Here is a 23,111-nt window from a genome sequence, read left to right as displayed (position 1 = left end):
GCGCCGCGTTCACCGGTGGATCGGACCGAGCGGCTCGATCGGTTCACGCGGCCCCGCGCCTCGCGTCAGCTCGCCGGTGACGGCGTCGCGCTGTCGCCGACGACCTTTCCGTAGTCATTGTGCGTGCGGTACTCCTCGGTGAACCGGCCCGAGGCCCACCGGTACGTGATCACGTTCTCCCCGGACGGGCTCGACACCGGGTCGCCCTTCTCGTACACCTGCTTGGTCACCACCAGGTCGCCGCGGTCGATCTCCGCGTACACCGGAGGCTCCTCGGCCTTGAACACATTCTTGTACGAGCCGCCCTGCTCGCGATACACGTAACTGCCCACACCCACGGCGTCACCGCAGGTCAGCACGTTGACGACGACGTCGTCGGCCGACCCGCCGGTCAGCTTGCCGTAGGAGACGTCGACGGGGTACTCGTCGGCGACGCACGGCTTCAGTTCCCGCTTCACCTCGGGCGCGACCTGCGGGTCGTTCTTGACGAGCTTGACCGCGTTCACGCTGTCGGGCGTCTTGGACGGCGCAGCGGACGGAGTGGCGGCGGCGCCCGCCACGGAGTCGGCGCTCGCGGGGCCCTCGTCGCGGGCGCCGGTGCCGTCGGCACCGCATCCGGACATCAAAAGGGCGAGGGCGGTGGGCACGGCCAGGGCCGCGCTCACCGCCTGGATACCGCCCCGGGCCCGTGCAGAACCCTCACCGGTCAGGCCGCGCACCGCTCCCGCTCCTCACGCTCCAGCGCGCGTGCGTCCAGATCGCGGGACTCCAGCTCCTCACGGAGCCGGGCGAGCGCCCGGTGCAGCGTGCTCTTGACCGTTCCGGCCGACATGCCGAGGGCGGCGGCCGTCTCCTCCGTGGACATCTGCTCCCAGTGTCGCAGCACCACGACACTGCGCTGCTTCGGGGCGAGCACCTTCAGGACGTCCATCAGCAGGGCGCGGTCCGCGTGCTGCTCGGTGGCGTCGTCGACCGAGGCGTCCGGAAGCTGCTCGGTCGGGACCTCCTCCAGCTTCCGCGCCCGCCACCACTCCGTCCGCGTGTTGATCATCACCCGGCGCAGGTAGGCGTCCGCCAGCCGCTTGTCCTCGATCGTCTCCCAGCGGCCGTACGTCCGCACGAGCGCCGTCTGCAGCAGGTCCTGCGCGTCCGTGGGGTCAGGGACCAGGCGGCGGGCACTGCGCAACAGCGCGTCCTGCCGGGTGCGGACGTACTCCTCGAACTCGAGCACCTCGCCCTGCGCCATGGTGAACCGCCTCCCGTTTCCCCGTTCCGGCCGGCTTCCCGCCGCCCGTGTACTTCCTGTGATCCTCAGCCGTCCCCGTGTCTTCCGGGAACGCATCTGAAGGTACGGAGGCGTTGTCACGGCACTGTCCGAAGCAGCCTGCGGCTAGCACTCGGCTGTCCGTCGGTTGTGTAACGGAAGCCGGAACGGGGTGGAGCACCAGGGGTGTTGGGGAGGTTTTAGGGCGATTTGCCCACTCGGGTCACTGTGACGGAAGGCCCACCCCTGTGATCTGCCTGTACGTCAGGTCAGCGGCAGCCGGTACAGCCCGCCCGCCATCGGCTCCACCAGACCGTCGGCGACGAGACCGTCCAGAGCGCGGGCCCGCTGCACCGGCTCGTGCCACACCCGGTCCAGGGCCGCCTGCGGAACCGGAGCGTGGGCCTCGCGCAGCACGGCGAGCAGCCGCCCGCGCACCTGCCGGTCGGTGCCCGCGTACGTCTGGCCCCGGCGCGGCGGCCCGTCGTGCTCCGGCTTGCCGGCCAGTCGCCAGGCGCACTGCGCGGCGATCGGGCAGCGGTGGCACGACTCGCTCTTCGCCGTGCACACCAGCGCGCCCAGCTCCATGGAGGCGGCGGCCCAGCGGGCGGCGGTCGGCTCGTCCTCGGGCAGCAGCGCGCGGGCCAGCTTGCGTTCGGCGGCGGTGGTGGCGTTCGGCGGGTACTGCACGCCGGCGACCGCGCGGGCGAAGACCCGGCGCACATTGGTGTCCAGCACCGGGTGGCGCTGCCCGTACGCGAAGGAGGCGACGGCGGCGGCCGTGTACTCGCCGATGCCGGGCAGGGCCAGCAGCTGCGCGTGGTCGGCCGGTACGTCTCCGCCGTGCCGTTCCGTTATGGCGACCGCGGCGCCGTGCAGCCGCAGCGCGCGGCGCGGGTAGCCGAGCCGGCCCCAGGCGCGGACGGCCTCACCGGGTGCCTCCTTGGCCAGGTCGGCGGGGCGCGGCCAGCGGTCCAGCCACTGCTCGTAGACGGGCAGCACGCGGTTCACCGGCGTCTGCTGGAGCATGAACTCACTGACCATCACCCCCCATGCCCCGGCCTCGGGGCGCCGCCACGGCAGATCGCGGGCGTTCTCGTCGAACCAGTCGATGACGGGGGAGTGCAGGTTCTCTCCGCTGGGCGGGCCGGAGGTGTCGGTGGGGGAGGAGACGGAGTGCGGGGGCTTCGTGGGAGCAGTCATGGCCTCTCGATGGTGCCACGCAGAGCCGTCGTTTCGGGCACACCGCCACCCCCGGGGGAGACAGGTACCTGACGATCGGCAACAGTGCCGCCTGCCCGGCGCTTGTAGCGTCACGCGCATGGAACGTCCCCGCCCGGCCTCACTCGCCCGGGGCGCCCTGCTCTGGGCGGCCCTCGCCGTTCCCGCGCTCACGGCGGACCGGGTCGGGCTGAACGAGCCGCGTCGGCCTGGCAGCAGGCGGTCGGCGTGGTGGTGCCGGCCGTCGCGGCCGCCGTGTCCCGGCGGCTGCCCCTCCTCGCCTTCGGCCTGGCGGCCGCCCTGGGTCTCGCCCTCGCACCGGCCCTGTTCAGCGTCTCCTACGGCCCCGCCCTCGGCGTGTCCGCGCTGCTGCTCGGGCTGCGGGCGGACCGAGCGCGCCCCGCGATGCTGTGCTTCGCGGCCGTCGGCTGCGCGGGCACCGTCCGGATCGCGTCGGCCGGGGTCGATCCGGCCTCCGAGTGGTTCGTCATGACGGGCACGCTGCTTTTCGGCTGTGTCTTCCCCTGGCTCGGCGGGCGCTACTGGCGGCAGAGCCGCGAGCCGGCCGAGGCGGGCTGGCTGCGGGCCGCCCGGCCGGAGGACGAGCAGCGCCTCACCGAGGAACGCGCCCGGCTGCGCGAACGGGCCCGGATCGCCCAGGACATGCACGACTCCCTCGGCCACGAGCTGAGCCTCATCGCCCTGCGCGCGGGCGTCCTCCAGGTCGCCCCCGGCCTCGCAGACGGGCACCGGGCCGCGGTGGCCGACCTGCGCGCTGCCGCCGCCGACGCCACGGACCGGCTGCACCGCATCATCGGCGTGCTGCGCGAGGACGACGACGAGCCGGTCCCGCTCGCCCCGGCCGACGAGACGCTGGAGCAACTCGTCGCCCGCGCCGCGGAGTCGGGCCTGCCCGTGCGCTGGAGCCCGCCGGGCGGCAGGACCCTGCCGGCGAGCCCGGCGGGATCGCCGAACGGCTGCTGCACCGCGTGGTCCGGGAGGCGCTGACCGACGCGGCACGGCACATACCGAGTGCGGTCCTGGACCGCCTGGGCGTACGCAACCGGGTGCAGGCGGCGATCGTGGCATACGAGGCGGGGCTGGTGGAGCCGTAGCGGCCGGGGCGGCTCGGCGGTGGGGAGCGCGTGCCGTCCGGCGAGGCGCGTGCGCCCCGGCTCGGCGGCGCACCAGGTGTCCTGGCGCGTCGGGACACCGCGCGCGCCGACTCAGCGGCGCGCGTGCCGATCCGCCCGGTCACCCCCGTGCATCTCGTGCGACGGTGTGACCGCCGCACATCCCGGCCCGGCCACCCACCGCACGGCCGGTGCCGGCGAGGTCCGCATCGTCCCGGCCAGCCGCGTCATCGGGTCCGTGCCCAGCCGTACGGCGAGCAGCGCGACGAGCGTGCCCAGCGCCAACCCCGCGACGACGGCGTGCGGACAGTGCACGCCGACGAAGACCCGGGAGAAGGCCATGAGCAGGGCGAGGGGGGCCGTCAGCCACAGCAGCGTGCGCCGGACCAGGGCCAGGGCGACCGCCGAGCCGCCCGCGATCGCGGCGTGGTTGGACGGGAAGGACCAGTCGCCGTGCGGCGGGCACTCGGCCAGGGACACGGCAGCCCCGGCGACCGTACGGCACGGACGCTCCTCCGCGACAGCGGACTTGAGTACTTCGCTGCACATGCAGGTCACGGCCGTGGCCATAGGTGTAAGGGCCGCGATCGCGAACGCCCGGGGCTGTCGCGGCGGGCGCGCCACCAGGCGGCGGCGAACAGCGCGACGAGGACGAGCAGTCCGGCCTCCGTCCATATGCCGGCCCCCTGCTGAACCCACGGCGGGGTGGCGTGGGCGAAGTCGGTGATGTCGCGGTAGAGCCCGCTGTCCTCCAAGGTCATGGTCACGCACGGTAGGCGACGGTCCCATACCGTCACACCCAGCGATCGTCGCGTCTCGTACCTGACGAAAGACAGGGGTGGAGCCGGGATCTCCGGGATGATGATCCTGAAAAGTTGTGGCTCTCAGCGGCGGGTGGGACAGGCGAACGCGCTGATCTCTCGTAAGGTTTGCGCCGTGGGATCTCTGCGCAATCCGGTCGGGCCGCTTCCCTCCTCCATCTACTGGCGTCGGAGGGTCGTACTGGTGTCCGTGGTCGCCCTGTTGGCATTGCTGATCACCTGGATCGTGACCATGGGCGGCGGGGGCGGCAAGGACGGCGACAACGGCGCCAACGGCAAGAATCCCGCGCCCTCCATCACGCCCGGCCCGTCGAGTTCGGGCCCGGCCATCAGCCAAGCGCCCGGCGGTCGCGACGATTCGGGCGGTGCGGGCTCCGGCGGCTCGTCGTCCGGGTCCGGTGACGGCTCCGGTGACGGATCGGCTGACGGATCCGGGGACGGTTCCGGCACGGGCTCCGGCGGCGGGTCCGGCTCCGGCGGCTCCGAGGGGTCGGGCGGCGCCGACGGTTCCGGGAGCGGTGCCGCGGCGGGCGGCGTCGGCGTGGGTGACACCCTGCCGGCCGGTTCCACCCTGCCCAACTGCACTGCGGAAGCGGTCAAGTTCAGCCTGCGCAGCCGGCACAACACCTACGACCCCGAGCAGACGCCCACGTTCCTGCTCACCGCGCGGAACGTCTCCGGCAGCGACTGCAAGGTCGATCTCGGGCCGAAGAACGCGGTGTTCACGATCACCCAGGCGAGCAGCGACGAGGACTACTGGTCCTCCGAGGACTGCCCGAAGGCAGCCGCCCATCAGCTGTACCGGGTCCCCGCGGGCAGCGGCATCACCTACACCGTGACGTGGAACCGCAAGCCGAGCGCCCCCGAGTGCGCCACGCCGCCGGCCGGCTCGGCCAAGCCGGGCACGTACCTGGTGGAAGCCAAGGCTCCGGGCTATGCGAAGGTGCAGACGTCGTTCGTGCTGTCGGCCGACTAGAGGCAGGCGGCAAAGACGCCGGAGGGCGGTGCCCCTTGCCGGGGACCGCCCTCGCCCGTGTCGACAGGCCCTAGACGTACCGCTCCAGGATCGAGGACTCCGCCAGTCGCGACAGCCCCTCCCGCACGCTGCGCGCCCGGGCCTCGCCCACGCCGTCCACCGTCTGGAGGTCGTCGACGCTCGCGGCGAGCAGCTTCTGCAGACCGCCGAAGTGCTCCACCAGGCGGTCGATGATCGCGCCGGGCAGCCGCGGCACCTTGGCCAGGAGGCGGAAACCACGCGGGGACACCGCCGAGTCCAGCGTCTCGGGCGAGCCCGTGTAACCCAATGCCCGCGCCACCGTGGGCAGTTCCAGCAGCTCCGCGTGGGTCAGGGCGTCGAGTTCGGACAGCGCCTCGTCGACCGTGCGGGAGCGCTTGGCCGTGGGCTCGGGGACGTAGTCCCGTACGACCAGCTCACGCTCGGGCTCCACGCCGGCGATCAGCTCGTCCAGCTGGAGCGCCAGCAGCCGGCCGTCCGTGCCCAGCTCCACCACGTACTCGGCGATCTCCGTGGCGATGCGGCGCACCATCTCCAGCCGCTGGGCGACCGCCGAGACGTCCCGGACGGTCACCAGGTCCTCGATCTCCAGCGCCGACAGCGTCCCCGCGACCTCGTCGAGGCGGAGCTTGTAGCGCTCCAGGGTCGCGAGGGCCTGGTTGGCGCGGGACAGGATCGCCGCCGAGTCCTCCAGGACGCGGCGCTGGCCGTCGACGTACAGGGCGATCAGCCGCATCGACTGGGAGACCGAGACGACCGGGAAGCCGACCTGCTTGCTGACGCGGTCCGCGGTGCGGTGCCGGGTGCCCGTCTCCTCCGTGGGGATCGTCGGGTCCGGGACCAGCTGCACGCCCGCGCGCAGGATCTTCGACAGGTCCGAGGACAGCACGATGCCGCCGTCGAGCTTGCACAGCTCGCGCAGGCGGGTCGCGGTGAACTCGACATCCAGCACGAAACCGCCGCTGCACAGTGCCTCGACCGTCTTGTCGGAGCCCAGCACGATGAGTCCGCCGGTGTTGCCGCGGAGCACCCGCTCCAGGCCGTCACGCAGGGCGGTGCCGGGTGCCACGGCGCTCAAAGAGGCGCGCATCAGGCCATCGGTACCGGCACTCCCGCCGGACTTTCCGGGAGCTGATGCCCGGTCGTTGGCTGCCACTGCACTCCTCCGGTCGCAGGTTCTGGGCGCCCCCGTGTCGCGCGCTCGGTTCGCACGGACGGGCGAGACCAGGGCAAAGTCTACCGGCGACCCTCGTCGTCCCGTGGGGCCTCCCTGCGACGGGAGCGGGGAAGGACCCGCAGGGCGTCCCCTATGTCCGCGACTTCCAGGACCTTCATGCCCGAGGGGATCTTGCCGGGGTCGCCCGGTACGAGCGCGTGCGTGAAGCCCAGACGGTGGGCTTCGGCCAGCCTGCGCTGCACGCCCGTGACCCGTCTCACCTCGCCGGCGAGGCCCACTTCGCCGATGGCGACGAGGTTCTTGGGGAGAGGTGTGTCACTCGCCGCGCTGGCCAGGGCGAGGGCGACGGCCAGGTCGGCGGCGGGCTCCGAGAGCTTCACCCCGCCGACCGTCGCGGAGTAGATGTCCCTTTTGCCCAAGGCGCTGATCCGTCCGCGCTGTTCCAGCACCGCCAGCATCATCGAGACGCGGGAGGTCTCCAGACCCGAGGTGGTGCGGCGGGGGGAGGGGATCTGCGAGTCCACCGTGAGCGCCTGGACCTCGGCGACCAGGGGGCGGCGGCCCTCCAGGGTGACGGTCAGGCAGGTGCCCGGGACCGGTTCGGCCCGACGTGTCAGGAAAAGTCCGCTCGGGTCCGCGAGGCCCGTGATGCCCTCGTCGTGCAGCTCGAAGCAGCCGACCTCGTCGGTCGTCCCGTAGCGGTTCTTGACGCCTCGTACGAGCCGCAGGCGCGCATGCCGGTCGCCCTCGAAGCTCAGGACGACGTCCACCAGGTGCTCCAGCAGGCGCGGGCCCGCGATCGCGCCGTCCTTGGTGACATGGCCCACCAGCAGCGTGGACATGCCGCGTTCCTTGGAGGCCCGGATCAGGGCGCCTGCGACCTCGCGCACCTGGGCCATGCCGCCCGGCGCGCCGTCGATCTCCGGGGAGGCGACCGTCTGGACCGAGTCCAGGATCAGCAGCGACGGCTTAACCGCGTCCAAGTGGCCCAGCACCGCCGCCAGATCCGTCTCGGCCGCCAGGTACAGGTGGTCGTCGATGGCGTGGATGCGGTCGGCGCGCAGCCGGACCTGGCTCGCCGACTCCTCGCCCGTGACGTACAGCGTGCGGTGCTCGTCGCTCGCCGACTTGGCCGCCACGTCCAGCAGGAGCGTCGACTTGCCGACGCCCGGCTCGCCCGCGACCAGGACCACGGCACCGGGGACCAGCCCGCCGCCGAGCACGCGGTCCAGCTCGGGCACGCCGGTGGAGCGGGCGGCGGCCTGGCGGCCGTCCACCTGGCCGATGGGCAGGGCGGAGGTCGTGACCCGCCCGGGTGTCGTCGTACGGACCGCGGGCGCGCCGTACTCCTCGACCGTCCCCCAGGCCTGGCACTCGGGGCAGCGGCCGAGCCACTTCGCCGTCTGCCAGCCGCACTCCGTGCAGCGGTAGGACGGGCGGTCCTTGGTGGATTTCGTACGGGCAGCCATGGACGAAACCGTAGCCGCCGCCACTGACAACGCGGGACCGGCCGCAGGCGGCCCTCTGCGCGCCAGGGCACCGCCACCCCCCGCCAGCGGCGGAGCCAGTGGTTCCCGTCCCCGATTGAGGGATCGTTTCACCCGTATGGATTAAATGTGCTCAAGCCGCCTGAAGGTGCCACTCCCGGCACCCTACGGTCGCCGAATGATGAGCGGTACTCCGGAGATCTCGACCCGCACGGCCGGCGCGCACCGGGCGCACCGGGAAACGCGTGACCGCGGGGCGGCGCGCACGCTGGCGCAGCGGCCGCCCGCGCGCTACGAGCCCTACCTGGACGGCCTGTTCACCTACTGCCTGTCCGTGCTGTGCGACCACGACGCCGCGACCGCCGCCCTGGGCGAGGTCCTCGCGCTCGCCGAACGCCGCGGCCGGCACGTCCCCGAGGCGCCCGCGGACCGCAGGGCCTGGATGTACGCGCTGGCCCGCTGGGCGTGCCTGCGCAAGCTGGCCGAGGCCAAGCAGAAACGTCAGAGCAGCCACGCGGCGGGCCGTTCCGACCGGCAGCACGCCGACCGTCCGTCCGCCCCGGCCCCCTCCGAGGAGGTCCAGGAGCGGCGCCGCGACGAACTGGCCCTGCTGGCCTGGCCGGAGGCCGCCGGCACCACCCCGGAGCAGCGGGAGGCGCTCGAACTGGCCGTGCGCCACCACCTCGCCGCCCGCGAGGTCGCCGCCGTACTCGGCATGGACGTGGCCGCCGCCCGCGATCTGCTCGCCTCCGCCGCCTGCGAAGTGGAACGCACGCGTGCGGCCCTCGCCGTCGTCGAGACCGGGGCGTGTCCGAGCGTCGCCCACCTCGTCGGCGACGACCGGCTCGTGCTCGGCACGGCCCTGCGCCGCGAACTCGTCAGACACGTCGACGACTGCCCGCGCTGCCGCCGCGCCGCCGAGCGCGCCATCCCCGGCCGTTGGCCCGGCACCAGTGTCACGCCCGCCGAACTGCCCGTCCTGCCGGCGCCCCGGGCGGCCCTGCACGTCGCCATGGCCCGCCACCCGCGCGCGCGGGGCGCCGCACCCCGGTTCGACCGGCGCGGCTTCCCGATGGACCCCAAGGACCACGCCGCCCGAAGGGACCGTCTTCGCGCGCGTGCCGTCACCACGACCGTCGTCGCCACCGTCGTGGCCGCACCCGTGCTCGCCCTGTGGGCCGCCTACCGAGGCACCCCGGTCGGCGAGGGTCACGACGGCCGATCCGTCTCCGCACGCGAGGCGGACGCCCCGTTCGCCCTGGACGGCGAGATGGCGGGCGGCGGCTACCAGAACACCGGCAACGCGAGCACCCGCCCGGGCCCCCGCTTCGGCAAGGACGGCAAGGCCGACGTCTCCGTCGAGGTGATCGGCGTCGCCGGCGCCGGCCGCGCGGCCGCCCTGGAAGTCACGGCCGACAACAGCGGCGACACCACCCTCGTCACCCTGACCGCCACGGGCTCGGCCCCGGTCCGCTGGTCCGCCTCCACCGGAGCCGACTGGCTCTACCTCAGCCAGTCCTCGGGAACGCTCCTGCCCGGCGAGTCATTGACGATCAAGGTGTACGTCGACCACCTGCGGGAGCCCGCCGGCCCCTGGCACGCGCAGGTGGCGGTCGCACCGGTCGGCGCCGTCGTCCACATCAAGGGCTACGGCACCGCGCCCACCCCCGGCCCCCGCCCCGGCGGCCCGGGCGACCCGCCCCCGACCCGTCCCGACCCGACGCCCACGACCTCCGCCCCGGCCCCGGACCCGACGCCGACCACCCCGCCCCCGTCACCCGACCCGGACCCCACGCCCACGCCGACGGACCCGGCCCCGACCGACCCGGCGAGCTCGACGCCGCCCTCGGACAGCGGTGACCCGAGCCCGGCCACGTCCTAGTGCCTCGGCAGGCAACGTTTGCCCCGTTGAGGAGCGGCGTCCGGTGCGTGCTCTCGGCGTGCCGGCCGGAAGCCCTCGTACTGGATGTACTCGGGATTTCGGCCGGTGCGGCGAGAGGGCGTGCCGGGCGTCGCGACGGGGCTGACGTTGCCTGCCGCGGCACCAGCCGGTCGTCAGGACACCGGATCCGCAGGATGAGGCGCCAGCAACGGCAGCTGCGAGGCCAGCCGCTCCTCGCACAGCTCGACCAGCCGGTCGTAGCCGGCCTTGCCCATCAGCTCGATCAGCTCGGGCCGGTAGGAGACGTAGACGGGCTCGCCCGCGCCGTGCGCCGAGGTCGCCGAGGTGCACCACCAGTGCAGGTCGTGCCCGCCCGGTCCCCAGCCGCGGCGGTCGTACTCACCGATCGACACCTGGAGCACACGCGTGTCGTCGGGCCGGTCGATCCACTCGTACGTCCGGCGTACCGGCAGCTGCCAGCACACGTCCGGCTTGGTCTCCAGCGGCTCGCGGCCCTCCTTCAGGGCGAGGATGTGCAGCGAGCAGCCCGCGCCGCCCGGGAAGCCGGGCCGGTTCTGGAAGACGCAGGAGCCCTGGAAGGGACGGGTCTGCCGGTCGCCGTCCTCGTCCTCGGAGACCCAGCCGTTCCGCGTGCCCTCGGCGTGGTGCTGCCAGATGTCCGGCGTGAGCCTGGCCACATGCCCGGCGACGCGCTTCTCGTCGTCCTCGTCCGAGAAGTGGGCACCCAACGTGCAGCACCCGTCATCCGCGCGGCCCGCCTGGATGCCCTGGCAGCCGCTGCCGAAGATGCAGTTCCAGCGAGAGGTCAGCCATGTCAGATCGCAGCGGAAGACCTGCTCGTCGTCCGCCGGATCAGGAAACTCCACCCACGCGCGGGCGAAGTCGAGGCCCTTCTCGTCGGGTTCAGCGACGCCAGGTGATTTGTCGCGCTTGGCCTTTTTCGTCTTTGGCACGAGTCCAGGGTACGGGCCGGATACCCCCACCGAGGACGGCGGACGCCCCGGCGGGCAGTAGCGTGCCGTACATGAGACTCGGTGTCCTCGACGTGGGTTCGAACACGGTGCATCTGCTCGTGGTGGACGCGCACCCCGGCGCGTGCCCGCTGCCCGCGCACTCGCACAAGGCGGAACTGCGCCTCGCCCAGCTCCTCGACGACGACGGCGCGATCGGCCCCCAGGGAGTCGACCGGCTGGTCTCGGTCATCCGGGAGGCGCTCCAGGCCGCCGAGGACAAGGGTGTCGAGGACCTGCTGCCGTTCGCCACCTCCGCCGTACGCGAGGCACGCAACGCCGACGACGTCCTCGCGCGTGTGCGCACCGAGACCGGCGTCGAGCTCCAGGTCCTCACCGGCGAGGAGGAGGCCCGGCTCACCTTCCTCGCCGCCCGCCGCTGGTTCGGCTGGTCGGCCGGAAAGCTGCTGGTCCTGGACATCGGCGGCGGTTCCCTGGAGATCGCCTACGGCATGGACGAGGAGCCCGACGCGGCCGCCTCGCTGCCGCTGGGCGCCGGCCGCCTCACCGCCGGCTGGCTGCCCGGTGACCCGCCCGCCCCCGACGACGTCCGGGCCCTGCGCCGTCACGTCCGCACCGAGATCGCCCGCACGGTCGGCGAGTTCAGCCGCCTCGGCGCCCCCGACCATGTCGTCGCCACGTCCAAGACCTTCAAGCAGCTGGCCCGCATCGCCGGCGCCGCCCGCTCCGCCGAGGGCCTGTACGTCCAGCGCGAACTCAAGCGGGAGTCCCTGGAGGGCTGGGTCCCGAGGCTGGCCGCCATGACGGAGGCGGAGCGAGCCGAGCTGCCCGGAGTCTCGGAGGGCAGAGCCGGCCAGTTGCTGGCGGGCGCCCTGGTGGCCGAGGCGGCGCTGGACCTGTTCCGCGTGGAGCGTGTGGACATCTGCCCGTGGGCGTTGCGGGAGGGCGTGATCCTGCGCCGGCTGGATCACATGGAGTCCGCGTAGCGATCTTCCCCGAGGGGCACGGCGCGTCACGGTGAGGCCGCATCCGCCACGTGGTACTCACCACAACGGCGAAGAGGCCCTCCACTTTCTCCCCACCACACCCCGTAATCTGTCCTGCATGGCAGAGCCAGCCGTAAAGATCCCGGACGCGAAGGTCGCCCTCTCGACGGCCTCGGTCTACCCGGAGTCGACGGCCACGGCCTTCGAGATCGCCGCGCGCCTCGGCTACGACGGAGTCGAGGTCATGGTCTGGACCGACCCCGTCAGCCAGGACATCGAGGCCCTGCGCAGACTCAGCGACTACCACCGGATCCCGATCCTGGCCGTGCACGCCCCCTGCCTGCTCATCACGCAGCGCGTCTGGTCCACCGACCCCTGGACCAAGCTCCAGCGGGCCCGCGCGGCGGCCGAGAAGCTCGACGCGAGCACGGTCGTCGTCCACCCGCCCTTCCGCTGGCAGCGCCAGTACGCCCGGGACTTCGTGACCGGCATCTGGCGCATGGCCAACGAGACGGACGTACGGTTCGCCGTCGAGAACATGTACCCCTGGCGCTACCGCGACCGCGAGATGCTGGCGTACGCCCCCGACTGGGACGTCACGAGGGACGACTACCGTCACTTCACGATCGACCTCAGCCACACCGCGACGGCCCGCACCGACGCCCTGGACATGGTCGACCGCATGGGGGACCGCCTCGGCCACGTCCACCTCGCCGACGGCAGGGGCTCCGCCAAGGACGAGCATCTGGTGCCCGGCCGCGGCACCCAGCCCTGCGCCGAGGTGCTGGAGCGGCTCGCCCTGACCGGCTTCGACGGGCACGTCGTCATCGAGGTCAACACCCGCCGCGCCATGTCGAGCGCGGAGCGCGAGGCCGACCTTGCGGAGGCACTGGCCTTCACCCGTCTCCACCTGGCGTCGGCGGCGCGGGTGCCGCGGCGATGAGCGACTCGCCCCCGCCCGGCAGTGGCGCCGGGACCACCGCCCGCCGCCGCGGTCGTCCCCCGCGCACCGAGTCCGCCGGCACCCGGGACCGCATCCTGACCGTCGCCCGCGACGAGTTCTCCGAGCGCGGCTACGAGAAGACGTCCGTACGCGGCATCGCCAAGGCGGCCGGGGTCGACTCTGCGCTCGTGCACCACTACTTCGGCACCAAGGAGCAGGTGTTCGAGGCGGCGATCACCCAGTCCTTCGGGCCGGCCCTGCAGGCCCCGAAGGCCATCGAGGAGGGACCGCTCGACGGCGTGGGGGAGCGCCTGGCCCGCTTCTTCTTCGGCGTCTGGGAGAACCCGGCGACCCGCGCGCCCCTGCTCGCCATCGTCCGCTCCGCCGTCACCAACGACACCGCGGCGACCGTCTTCCGCCGGATCATCGCCACCCAGGTGCTGCGCCGCATCGCCGTACGACTGGAGCTGCCGGACGCCGAGCTGCGCGCCGAGCTGGCCGCCGCCCAGCTCGTGGGCACGGCCGTCCTGCGGTACGTCATCAAGGTGGAGCCACTGGCCTCGGCGGACCCGGAACAGATCATCGCGCGCCTGGCACCGGTCGTGCAGGGACACCTGACCGATCCACAAGCCCTGAGTGGGCCGTCGACCGAGACAGGCGTCCCGCATTCCGGACACTCCGTCCCGCCCTCTGGATGACCGGCGTACGCTCAGTAGCAGTCAGAAATCTCCGAATCCTCTGACGCCGTCTTTGAAGGAGCGAGCGACGATGCCCGAGCTGAGGTCCCGCACAGTCACCCACGGCCGCAACATGGCGGGCGCCCGCGCCCTTATGCGGGCCTCCGGTGTACCGGGTGCGGACATCGGCCGCAAGCCGATCATCGCGGTCGCCAACAGCTTCACCGAGTTCGTGCCCGGCCACACGCACCTGGCGCCGGTCGGCCGGATCGTCAGCGAGGCCGTGATCGCGGCCGGCGGCATCCCGCGCGAGTTCAACACGATCGCCGTGGACGACGGCATCGCCATGGGCCATGGCGGCATGCTCTACTCCCTGCCCTCCCGCGACCTGATCGCGGACAGCGTGGAGTACATGGTCGAGGCCCACTGCGCCGACGCCCTGATCTGCATCTCCAACTGCGACAAGATCACCCCGGGCATGCTCAACGCGGCCCTGCGCCTGAACATCCCGACGGTCTTCGTCTCCGGCGGCCCGATGGAGTCCGGCCGCGCCACCCTCGTCGACGGCACGGTCCGCACGCTCGACCTGGTCGACGCGATCTCCGACGCCGTGAACGACAAGATCTCGGACGAGGACATCCTCCGCATCGAGGAGAACGCCTGCCCGACCTGCGGCTCCTGTTCTGGCATGTTCACCGCCAACTCGATGAACTGCCTGACCGAGGCCATCGGCCTGTCCCTGCCCGGCAACGGCTCGGTCCTCGCCACGCACACGGCCCGCAAACAGCTGTACGTCAACGCGGCCAAGACGGTCATGGACATCACCCGCCGCTACTACGAGCAGGACGACGAGACGGTCCTGCCCCGCAGCGTGGCGTCCTTCGCGGCCTTCGAGAACGCCATGGCGCTCGACATCGCCATGGGCGGCTCCACCAACACGATCCTGCACCTGCTGGCCGCGGCCCAGGAGGCCGGTGTCCCGTTCGGCCTGGAGGAGATCAACGAGGTCTCCCGCCGCGTGCCCTGCCTGGCCAAGGTCGCGCCGAACGTCGCCAAGGACCGCACGTACTACATGGAGGACGTGCACCGCGCCGGCGGCATCCCGGCCCTGCTCGGCGAACTGCACCGCGCGGGCCTGCTCAACGAGGACGTGCACGCGGTCCACAGCCCGTCCCTGGCCGACTGGCTGAAGACCTGGGACGTGCGCGGCGGCTCCCCGTCCGCCGAGGCCGTCGAGCTGTGGCACGCGGCTCCCGGCTGCGTCCGCTCCGCCGAGGCCTTCTCCCAGTCCGAGCGCTGGGAGGCCCTGGACGAGGACGCCGAGGGCGGCTGCATCCGCTCCGCCGAGCACGCCTACTCCAAGGACGGCGGCCTCGCGGTCCTCAAGGGAAACCTGGCCGTGGACGGCTGCGTCGTGAAGACGGCCGGCGTCGACGAGTCCGTCTGGACCTTCGAGGGCCCGGCGGTCGTCTGCGAGTCGCAGGAGGAGGCCGTCCAGAAGATCCTCACCCAGCAGGTCAAGGACGGCGACGTCGTCGTCATCCGCTACGAGGGCCCCAAGGGCGGCCCCGGCATGCAGGAGATGCTCTACCCGACCTCGTACCTGAAGGGCCGCGGCCTGGGGAAGACCTGCGCGCTGGTCACGGACGGCCGTTTCTCCGGCGGCACCTCCGGCCTCTCCATCGGCCACGCCTCGCCCGAGGCGGCCGCGGGCGGCACGATCGCCCTGGTCGAGGACGGCGACCGCATCCGCATCGACATCCCGAACCGCTCGATCGACCTGCTGGTCGACGACGCCGAGCTGGCCCGCCGCGAGCAGGCTCTGAACGGCGTGTACGCCCCGAAGAACCGCGACCGCAAGGTGTCCGCGGCCCTGCGCGCCTACGCCGCGATGGCGACCAGCGCGGACAAGGGCGCCGTGCGGGACGTGTCGAAGCTGGGCTGAGCCTCTCAGCCGCTGAGGGCCGCTTCCCCGCTGCCGGGGGGCGGCTTTCGTGCTGTTCCGGCCCTACCAGGCCGCCGGATCGCGCCTGTTCACGGCGAAGACGGAGCCGTCCGGCGCACTGGCACAGACCCGATCACCCACCAGCACGGGCTCGGGAAGCGCCCCCGGAACCCGGTCCGGCCGAGTCCCCGGCCGAGGAGCCGTCTGCCCGACGAGCTTGCCGCGTCGCGCGTCGACGGCGAGCAGCCGCCCGTCCGGAGCGGTGACATACACATGCCGGTCGTCGGCGACCGGCGTGGAGCCCCGGACGATTCCCGTCTCCAGACTCCAGAGCTGCCTCTTCGCCTCGAGATCGACGGCGACCAGCGAACCCCCGGTACCCATCAGGTGGGCCAGGTTCCCGCGCACGGCCCCATGGGCCTGCTGGAGCGGGACAGCGAGGGGCACGCGGTGTGTCGCTCCGGTGTCCGGGGTGTAGCGCACCACGGCCCGCGCCTCTGCGTACACCGTGTCGACGGACAGGAACACCACCGATCCGCCCACCGTGCCGAAGGGCTTCAGCGACCCGTCCAGCCGGGCGTCCCACCGCACGTCGCCCGTCTCCGGATCCACCGCGGTGACCCGGGTGCTCGACCCGTCGCCCGAGGCGTTCGTGGCGTAGGCCAGCGGGTCACCGGTGAACGTGACGAAGTACGGCACCTCGTGGCCTGGGATCCGGTGGCTCCACCGCGGGTCACCGGAGGCACCGTCCAGGCCGGTGACCGTCCCGTCGGCACCTGTGAGCAGGAGCATGCCGCCCGCGGAGGCCAGGCCGGAGTGGGCGGGCATGTCCCGCTGCCAACGGGCCTTCCCCGAGGCCGGTTCGAGCGCCTCCAGGCGACGCTCCTGACCGGCCGGGGGCTGTACGAGTCCACCCGACAGCACCGGCGGTTCCCCCCGGGGCCCGGCGCTGACGGGATGCCGCCACACCAGGCGCCCGTCGGACGGATCCAGGGCGAAGACCAGCCCGGACACGGCACAGAGCAACCGGTCGGCCCCGTAGGAGCACTGGGGCGCGCTCTCCTTGGACGCCGGTGTCGTCTCCCACCCGCTGAACGCGGCGGACGTGGTGCGCGGAGTGGCGTTCTGCGGAGCCGAGCCGTCACCGTCGAGCAACGGGAGCGAGACCAGAACACCGACGACGGCCAGGCCGACCGCCCCGGCTCCGAGGGCCGCTCGTCTGCCGAGGCGCCTTCCGCGCCTGCGATCGGGTTCCGCCTCACGGCCGGGGTCCTCGGCGGAGGGCTGCGGCCCCGGAATGTCCCCTGTTCGCGGTGCCGGTATGAACGTCTGGGTGTCGTACGAGGCGGCGACCGACCGCAGCTCCCGCATCAACTCATCCGGCGTCGGCCGTTCCTCCGGCTCCTTGGCGAGGCACCGCAGCACCAGGGGCGCGATCTCGTCCGGAACGCCGGTCAGGTCGGGCTCGTCATGCACCACTTGGTAGGCGACGATGTAAGGGCTGTCGGAGTCGAACGGCCCCTGTCCCGTGGCCGCGTGCACCATCACCGACCCCAGCGCGAAGACATCCGCGGCCGGACCCACCTCGCGCGGGCGCCGGAACTGCTCGGGCGCCATGAAGGGCGGCGTACCGATCAACTTTCCGGTCTCGGTCCGCAGTTCGCTGTCCAGCGGTCGGGAGATACCGAAGTCGATGACCTTCGGCCCGTCATCGGCGAGCAGGACGTTGCTCGGTTTCAGATCCCGGTGAACGACCCCGGCTCGATGGATGTCGCGCAGTGCCTCGGCCAGCCCGGCCATCAGGCGCCGCACCTGGGCCGGTTCCATGGGCCCGTTCCGCTTCACCTGCTCGGCCAGGGTCGGTCCCGGGATGAACAGCGTGGCCATCCACGGCCGTTCGCTGTCCGGGTCGGCGTCGACGACGGGTGCGGTGAACGCACCGCTCACCCTGCGCGCCGCCGCCACCTCCTGCCGAAAACGCCCCCTGAACTCGGGGTCCTCGGCAAGCCGGGCGTGCACTACCTTCACCGCGAGCTTCATCCCGGAGGTGCTCCGGGCCAGATGCACGACACCCATGCCGCCCGAGCCCAGACAGGATTCCAGGCGGTAGTGACCGGCGTATTCGGGAAGTTCCGCTTCCGCTCCCGCCCCGGCGTTTCGCTGTGGCGCCATGGAACCACCCCCGTGCTGTTCGTCCGCGCGCGCGACGCACGGACTCTAGTCGATGACTCGTACGCGACAGAGACGGCTCTCCTGCTCCCGTGTACGCACGAGAGGCGTACCTGTGTTTCATGATGTGATTCGGGGGAATCAACGGGACCCCATGGCAGTCATGGGGCTCAACGGGGGAGGTTTTCATGTCTGTCGACCATGTCGAGGAGCTCGAGGGCAGAGGCGAGGGGGAGGCCGTCACGCTGGCGGCGATGTCGACCCTGCGCTCGTACTCGGTGGCTCCGGGCGTCCGGCTCAACGTCCGCAGTGGCCCCGGCACCGGCTACTCCGTCGTCCGCGTCCTGCCCGAGGGAGCCAGGGTCACCATCTTCTGCCAGTCGCCGGGCACGACGGTGACGGGCCCCTACGGCACGTCGAACATCTGGGACAACATCAACGACGGCGAGTACGTCTCGGACGCCTATGTGAACACCGGCAGCGACGGCTACGTCCGTCCGCGCTGCTCCTGACCGCACCACTCCGGCTCGTCCCACCGTCAAGGGGGCCGGCATCGAACGACGCCGGGCACTACACGGACGGGCCCCTGTGGCAGTCGAACATCCGGGGCGCCATCTCGGACAGGCAGTTCATCTCCGACACCTACGTGAAGACGCGCAGCGACGGCCACGTCGCCCCCGCTGCGGCTGAACCTGCACGGAGCCCCGCGGCCGCACAGGGGTCGTGATCGATCCGTGAGCCCAGACGCCGGCACCCCAGCCGCCCCCCCCCCGCGGGCTCCACGGCCGACACCCTCGGCCCCCGTCCCGAACCCATCCGCTTCTTCGGTACGACGCGGCTGCATTACGACCCCGGCCCTCTCACCGAAATCCACCGCCCCCCACCTCACCCCAGGCCACCATGGCCGTATGACCACATCTCCCTCCGCCCACCACCCCACCGGAGTCGGCCCCACCACAGAACGCGCCACCGCCCCCACCCGCTCCACCCGAGCCCACTCCTTCAACGCCGCCGCCGCCCAATACGCGGCCAACCGCCCCACCTACCCCGCAGGCCTCTTCGACGCGGTAGAAGCCCTGACCGGCCACCCCCTCGCAGGCACCCGCGTCGCAGACATCGGCGCCGGCACCGGCATAGCCACCGCCCTCCTGCACGCGAGGGGCGCGCACGTCATCGCCGTGGAGCCCGGCGACGGCATGGCGGCCCAGTTCCGCCGCACCCTCCCCGGCATCCCGGTCATCCGAGGTACGGGCGACGACGTTCCCCTCGCCGACGCCTCCGTCGACCTCGTCACCTACGCCCAGGCCTGGCACTGGACCGACCCCGCCCGCTCCGTCCCGGAGGCCCTCCGCGTCCTGCGCCCCGGCGGCGCCCTCGCCCTGTGGTGGAACACCGACGCCCTCGACGTCCCCTGGATCGCCGAGGCCGCCGAACGCACCGCCCGCCACTTCGGCATCGACGTCGCCGCCGAGAAACGGAACGTCGACACCCGCGCCGCCGACCCCACCGGCCGCGTCGACTTCACCCGCCGCACGGTCCGCTGGAGCCGCCGCGTCCCCGTCGACACCCACCTCGCGAACATCGGCAGCCACTCGGTCTTCCTGGTCCACGACCAGGCACACACCGCGTCCTTCCTGGCCCAGGAGCGCGAGCACCTGCTCAAGGTCTTCCCGGACGGCTACGTGGAGGAGGTCTACGAGGTCGTCCTCCTGCTCGCCAAGGCCCCGGCCTGACGCCGCACCCGCTCGACGCCCAGCCGCTTGACGCCTCCCACCACCGGGAGCATTATTCATCACATGATGAATAATGCTCCAGGCTCGCCACGCCCCGACCAACCCCCACCCCCGGAACCCACAGCCGTCCAGGCCGACCACCTCACCGTCGTCCGCGGCCCCCGCACGGTCCTCCACGACCTCGGCTTCACCGTTCCCCGCGGCCAGATCACCGGCCTCCTCGGCCCCTCCGGCTGCGGCAAGTCCACGCTCATGCGCGCGATCGTCGGCACCCAGGCCAAGGTCACCGGCACCCTCGACGTCCTCGGCCACCCGGCCGGCCACCCCACCCTGCGTACCCGCATCGGCTACGTCACCCAGGCCCCCTCCGTCTACGACGACCTGACCGTCCGCCAGAACCTCGACTACTTCGCCGCGGTACTCGACCCCGGCCGCCCCGCAGCCGACCGCCGCCACGAGAACGTCACCCGCGCGATAGCCGACGTCGACCTCACCACCCACGCCGACGCCCTGGCCGGCAACCTCTCCGGCGGCCAGCGCAACCGCGTCTCCCTGGCCGTGGCCCTCCTCGGCACCCCGGAGCTCCTGGTCCTCGACGAACCCACCGTCGGCCTCGACCCCGTCCTGCGCCGCGATCTCTGGGGCCTCTTCCACGACATCGCGACGAGCCGCGGCGTGACCCTCCTGGTCTCCTCCCACGTCATGGACGAGGCCGAGCGCTGCCACCGCCTCCTCCTCATGCGCGAGGGCGAACTCCTCGCCGACGACACTCCCGACGCCCTGCGCACCCGCACCGGCGCCGACACCGTCGAGGAGGCCTTCCTCCGCCTGGTGGACGAGGCGAAAGCGGCAGCCCGCACGAAGGAGACGACCCGATGACCACCACCGTGACCAGGCCGACCACGTCGATCACCCCACCGAGGGCCCTGAACGTCTCCCGCACCACCGCCACCGCGGCCCGGGTCCTGCGCCAGCTCACCCACGACCCCCGCACCATCGCGCTGCTGATCCTCATCCCCTGCGTGATGCTGTTCCTGCTGCGCTACGTCTTCGACGGCAGCCCGCGCACCTTCGACAGCATCGGCGCGTCCCTCCTCGGCATCTTTCCGCTGATCACGATGTTCCTGGTGACGTCCATCGCCACCCTGCGCGAACGCACCTCGGGCACCCTCGAACGCCTCCTCGCCATGCCCCTCGGTAAGGGCGACCTGATCGCCGGCTACGCCCTCGCCTTCGGCACCCTGGCGATCGTCCAGTCCGCCCTGGCCACGGGCCTCGCGCTCTGGTTCCTCGGCCTCGACGTCACCGGCAGCCCCTGGCTCCTCCTCCTGGTGGCCCTGCTCGACGCCCTCCTCGGCACGGCCCTCGGCCTCTTCGTCTCGGCCTTCGCGGCCTCCGAATTCCAGGCGGTCCAGTTCATGCCGGCGGTGATCTTCCCCCAGCTCCTCCTCTGCGGCCTGTTCACCCCGCGCGACAACATGCACCCGGTCCTGGAGGCCGTCTCCGACGTCCTGCCCATGTCCTATGCCGTCGACGGCATGAACGAGGTCCTCCGCCACACGGACATGACCGCCACGTTCGTCCGCGACATACTGATCGTCGCCGGCTGCGCACTCCTGGTCCTGATGCTCGGAGCAGCCACCCTGCGCCGCCGCACGATGTAGCCGACGCCGCGGCAAGACCCGGCGCGGGGCCCCAGCCCGGGCCCACATCCCGCCCACCGGACACGAGCCCCACCCCGGCACCCCGGGTGCGAGGATGAACCCGGACGACGCGCAACCCCCGGAGGGCACCGAAAGCCATGACTCAGAAAGTCGCAGTCCTCGGCACCGGCAAGATCGGCGAAGCGCTGCTCAGCGGAATGATCCGAGGCGGATGGACCCCGGCAGACCTCCTGGTCACCGCCCGCCGCCGGGAACGGGCGGAGGAACTCCGCACCCGCTACGGCGTCACCCCGGTCACCAACCCCGAAGCCGCCAAGACCGCCGACACCCTGATCCTCACCGTCAAGCCGCAGGACATGGGCACCCTCCTCGACGAGCTCGCCCCGCACGTCCCCGCCGACCGCCTGGTCATCAGCGGAGCCGCCGGCATCCCCACGGCGTACTTCGAGGAGCGCCTCGCGCCCGACACCCCGGTCGTCCGCGTCATGACGAACACACCCGCCCTGGTCGACGAGGCGATGTCCGTCATCTCCGCCGGCACCCACGCCACCGCCGACCACCTCGCCCACACCGAGGAGATCTTCGGCGCCGTCGGCAAGACGCTCCGCGTCCCCGAGTCACAGCAGGACGCCTGCACCGCCCTCTCCGGCTCCGGACCGGCCTACTTCTTCTACCTGGTCGAAGCCATGACCGACGCCGGCATCCTCCTCGGCCTGCCCCGCGACAAGGCCCACGACCTGATCGTCCAGTCCGCCATCGGCGCCGCGACGATGCTCCGCGACAGCGGCGAACACCCGGTCAAGCTCCGCGAGAACGTCACGTCCCCCGCCGGCACCACGATCAACGCGATCCGCGAGCTCGAGAACCACGGCGTACGGGCCGCCCTCATCGCCGCCCTCGAAGCCGCCCGCGACCGCAGCCGCGCCCTGGCCTCCGGCAACAACAGCTGACCACCGGTGGGGGCGGCCCGAAGCCGCCCCCACCGCCGCCCGTCACCTCACACCGTCACCACGGCCCCGGCATCGGCCGCCTCCTCCACAGCCGGCAGCAACCCGATCGCGCGATACGCGCCGTCCACCGTCGGCCGAGCCATCCCCCGGGCCCGCTCCGCCCCGTCCCGCAGCACCGCCTCCACGTAACCGGGATCCGCACACAACTTTTTGTGCCTCTCCCGCACAGGCCGGAGCACCTCGACCACAGCCTCGGCCGTGTCCCTCTTCAGATCCCCGTACGACGCGTACGCACGACTCAGCTCCTCGGGCTCCCCACCGGTGCAGGCCGCGAGAATCTCCAGCAGATTCGCGAGCCCCGGCCGGGCCTCCCGGTCGTACACGACCTCCTGCCCGCTGTCGGTCACGGCGCGCATGACAAGGCGTCGGCCTCGTGCTGGTCGACGTCAGCCCACCGCCGCACGGCTCCCAGGTAGTTCCCCAGCGTCAGATGCCCCGTCGGCTTGACCCCGCTGAAGACCCGTGTCATCTCTCCTCCACCTTCCGGTCGGGACCACCGCCCCGGCGGCCGACCCTCGGTGTCCTGGAGGGAGAAACAAGAACGGCCGCCGAAGCGGCGGCCGTTGAGTGCATACGTGAGGACGGCCGCCGTCAGGCGGCCCACCAGAACTGGGTACACGTACGCGTCGTCATGCCCCCCAGAGTACGTCCCGGGAGTGCCGTCCGCCCTTGAGTTGACACGCCCACACCCGATCCGTAGTGTTCTCCGAGTTGCCCGACGTGAGCGCCGACCCCGGTCGGTCCCCGGGCAGCCAATCCGCAGGAACCCACCAATACTCGGCGCAGGACTCTGTCGTCGTTTCATCGGTATGCGTATGTGCGGAATGAGGAATCCCCGTTCGAAAGGACGCGGCCCCCGATTGGCTCGGGAGCCGGGGAATCCGCTAAAGTCTCACTCGTCGGAACGGCCCAACAGCCGCGAAGGCAAACCCTGCTGACAGGGAATCGGGCCCGAAAGGATCTGATAGAGTCAGAACCGCCGGAAAGGGAAA

Annotated in this window: 20 protein-coding genes and 3 pseudogenes; 13 read left to right on the top strand and 10 right to left on the bottom strand. The window is 72.2% G+C overall.

Translation table 11 applies throughout. From position 1 onward, the window contains the following. Positions 1-65: 65 nt before the first annotated feature. The 3 genes from ACWD1U_RS23660 to ACWD1U_RS23650 all read right to left on the bottom strand — a co-directional run bounded on the left by ACWD1U_RS23660 (position 66) and on the right by ACWD1U_RS23650 (position 2,467). The gene (locus ACWD1U_RS23660; RefSeq protein ID WP_451110264.1) at positions 66-719 is read right to left on the bottom strand and encodes a hypothetical protein; all 654 of its coding nucleotides are present in this window, start codon (positions 717-719) and stop codon (positions 66-68) included. Then, positions 707-1,246 carry a SigE family RNA polymerase sigma factor gene (locus tag ACWD1U_RS23655; protein WP_053673910.1) on the bottom strand — a complete coding sequence of 180 codons (540 nt, stop codon included), beginning with the start codon at positions 1,244-1,246 and terminating at the stop codon, positions 707-709. The genes ACWD1U_RS23660 and ACWD1U_RS23655 overlap by 13 nt, the downstream gene beginning before the upstream one ends. A gap of 282 nt (positions 1,247-1,528) precedes the next feature. Further along, positions 1,529-2,467, bottom strand: a complete 939-nt coding sequence (locus ACWD1U_RS23650) for an A/G-specific adenine glycosylase (protein WP_451110262.1) — start codon at positions 2,465-2,467, stop codon at positions 1,529-1,531. Between the two features lie 246 nt (positions 2,468-2,713). On the opposite strand from ACWD1U_RS23650, the gene ACWD1U_RS23645 reads away from it, so the two are divergent. Beyond that, positions 2,714-3,493 carry a histidine kinase gene (locus ACWD1U_RS23645; protein ID WP_451110260.1) on the top strand — a complete coding sequence of 260 codons (780 nt, stop codon included), beginning with the start codon at positions 2,714-2,716 and terminating at the stop codon, positions 3,491-3,493. Positions 3,494-3,516: 23 nt separating this feature from the next. Continuing rightward, positions 3,517-3,600 (top strand): annotated as a pseudogene (locus ACWD1U_RS23640) (DNA-binding response regulator); the annotation flags it as partial. A gap of 111 nt (positions 3,601-3,711) precedes the next feature. Here the strand turns inward: ACWD1U_RS23640 and ACWD1U_RS23635 are convergent. Continuing rightward, positions 3,712-4,379 (bottom strand): annotated as a pseudogene (locus ACWD1U_RS23635) (phosphatase PAP2 family protein). Between the two features lie 175 nt (positions 4,380-4,554). Here ACWD1U_RS23635 and ACWD1U_RS23630 point away from each other — a divergent pair. After that, positions 4,555-5,415, top strand: coding sequence for a hypothetical protein (locus ACWD1U_RS23630; protein WP_451110258.1), 861 nt, complete (start codon positions 4,555-4,557; stop codon positions 5,413-5,415). Between the two features lie 70 nt (positions 5,416-5,485). Here ACWD1U_RS23630 and disA read toward each other — a convergent pair whose 3' ends face one another. Then, a complete protein-coding gene (gene disA / locus ACWD1U_RS23625) occupies positions 5,486-6,610 on the bottom strand; it encodes a DNA integrity scanning diadenylate cyclase DisA (protein ID WP_451110257.1) in 1,125 nt (374 codons plus the stop codon). A gap of 80 nt (positions 6,611-6,690) precedes the next feature. Beyond that, entirely contained in the window at positions 6,691-8,100 is a 1,410-nt protein-coding gene (gene radA / locus ACWD1U_RS23620) for a DNA repair protein RadA (RefSeq protein ID WP_451110255.1), read from the bottom strand. Between the two features lie 196 nt (positions 8,101-8,296). On the opposite strand from radA, the gene ACWD1U_RS23615 reads away from it, so the two are divergent. Then, positions 8,297-10,000, top strand: a complete 1,704-nt coding sequence (locus tag ACWD1U_RS23615; RefSeq protein WP_451110253.1) for a BACON domain-containing protein — start codon at positions 8,297-8,299, stop codon at positions 9,998-10,000. Positions 10,001-10,173: 173 nt separating this feature from the next. Here ACWD1U_RS23615 and ACWD1U_RS23610 read toward each other — a convergent pair whose 3' ends face one another. After that, the gene (locus ACWD1U_RS23610) at positions 10,174-10,974 is read right to left on the bottom strand and encodes a hypothetical protein (RefSeq protein WP_451110251.1); all 801 of its coding nucleotides are present in this window, start codon (positions 10,972-10,974) and stop codon (positions 10,174-10,176) included. A gap of 71 nt (positions 10,975-11,045) precedes the next feature. Between ACWD1U_RS23610 and ACWD1U_RS23605 the strand changes: the two genes are divergently transcribed. The 4 genes from ACWD1U_RS23605 to ilvD all read left to right on the top strand — a co-directional run bounded on the left by ACWD1U_RS23605 (position 11,046) and on the right by ilvD (position 15,543). Beyond that, the gene (locus ACWD1U_RS23605; RefSeq protein ID WP_451110249.1) at positions 11,046-11,978 is read left to right on the top strand and encodes a Ppx/GppA phosphatase family protein; all 933 of its coding nucleotides are present in this window, start codon (positions 11,046-11,048) and stop codon (positions 11,976-11,978) included. Between the two features lie 118 nt (positions 11,979-12,096). Continuing rightward, positions 12,097-12,921 (top strand): sugar phosphate isomerase/epimerase family protein, encoded by an 825-nt coding sequence (locus ACWD1U_RS23600; RefSeq protein ID WP_451110247.1) that lies wholly within the window; start codon positions 12,097-12,099, stop codon positions 12,919-12,921. Then, positions 12,918-13,619: a TetR/AcrR family transcriptional regulator gene (locus ACWD1U_RS23595; RefSeq protein WP_451110245.1), complete on the top strand. Its 702-nt coding sequence runs from the start codon at positions 12,918-12,920 to the stop codon at positions 13,617-13,619. Before ACWD1U_RS23600 ends, ACWD1U_RS23595 begins: the two co-directional genes overlap by 4 nt. Before the next feature lie 70 nt (positions 13,620-13,689). Then, the gene (ilvD, locus tag ACWD1U_RS23590; protein ID WP_451110243.1) at positions 13,690-15,543 is read left to right on the top strand and encodes a dihydroxy-acid dehydratase; all 1,854 of its coding nucleotides are present in this window, start codon (positions 13,690-13,692) and stop codon (positions 15,541-15,543) included. A gap of 63 nt (positions 15,544-15,606) precedes the next feature. Here the strand turns inward: ilvD and ACWD1U_RS23585 are convergent, their stop codons facing one another. Then, positions 15,607-17,715: a serine/threonine-protein kinase gene (locus tag ACWD1U_RS23585; protein ID WP_451110242.1), complete on the bottom strand. Its 2,109-nt coding sequence runs from the start codon at positions 17,713-17,715 to the stop codon at positions 15,607-15,609. A 185-nt stretch (positions 17,716-17,900) separates the two neighbouring features. On the opposite strand from ACWD1U_RS23585, the gene ACWD1U_RS23580 reads away from it, so the two are divergent. From ACWD1U_RS23580 to proC, 5 genes are all read left to right on the top strand, one after another. Next, on the top strand, positions 17,901-18,224 hold the full coding sequence (locus tag ACWD1U_RS23580; protein ID WP_451110241.1) for an SH3 domain-containing protein: 324 nt from the start codon (positions 17,901-17,903) through the stop codon (positions 18,222-18,224). A gap of 396 nt (positions 18,225-18,620) precedes the next feature. Then, entirely contained in the window at positions 18,621-19,445 is an 825-nt protein-coding gene (locus tag ACWD1U_RS23575; RefSeq protein WP_451110239.1) for a class I SAM-dependent methyltransferase, read from the top strand. A gap of 63 nt (positions 19,446-19,508) precedes the next feature. Further along, the gene (locus ACWD1U_RS23570) at positions 19,509-20,324 is read left to right on the top strand and encodes an ABC transporter ATP-binding protein (RefSeq protein ID WP_451110237.1); all 816 of its coding nucleotides are present in this window, start codon (positions 19,509-19,511) and stop codon (positions 20,322-20,324) included. Continuing rightward, positions 20,321-21,109 carry an ABC transporter permease gene (locus ACWD1U_RS23565; RefSeq protein ID WP_451110235.1) on the top strand — a complete coding sequence of 263 codons (789 nt, stop codon included), beginning with the start codon at positions 20,321-20,323 and terminating at the stop codon, positions 21,107-21,109. The genes ACWD1U_RS23570 and ACWD1U_RS23565 overlap by 4 nt, the downstream gene beginning before the upstream one ends. A 137-nt stretch (positions 21,110-21,246) precedes the next feature. Next, positions 21,247-22,059, top strand: a complete 813-nt coding sequence (gene proC, locus ACWD1U_RS23560; protein ID WP_451110233.1) for a pyrroline-5-carboxylate reductase — start codon at positions 21,247-21,249, stop codon at positions 22,057-22,059. 47 nt (positions 22,060-22,106) lie between these two features. Here the strand turns inward: proC and ACWD1U_RS23555 are convergent. Both ACWD1U_RS23555 and ACWD1U_RS23550 read right to left on the bottom strand, forming a co-directional pair. Continuing rightward, positions 22,107-22,487, bottom strand: a pseudogene (locus ACWD1U_RS23555) (tryptophan--tRNA ligase); the annotation flags it as partial. Continuing rightward, positions 22,463-22,588 carry a hypothetical protein gene (locus ACWD1U_RS23550; protein WP_451110231.1) on the bottom strand — a complete coding sequence of 42 codons (126 nt, stop codon included), beginning with the start codon at positions 22,586-22,588 and terminating at the stop codon, positions 22,463-22,465. The gene ACWD1U_RS23550 and the pseudogene ACWD1U_RS23555, both read right to left, overlap by 25 nt. Positions 22,589-23,111: the final 523 nt, after the last annotated feature.

This window comes from Streptomyces sp. NPDC002788 (assembly GCF_053592115.1).
Note: the sequence above shows the minus strand (reverse complement) of the source record. Positions and strands in the feature narration are given on the sequence as shown.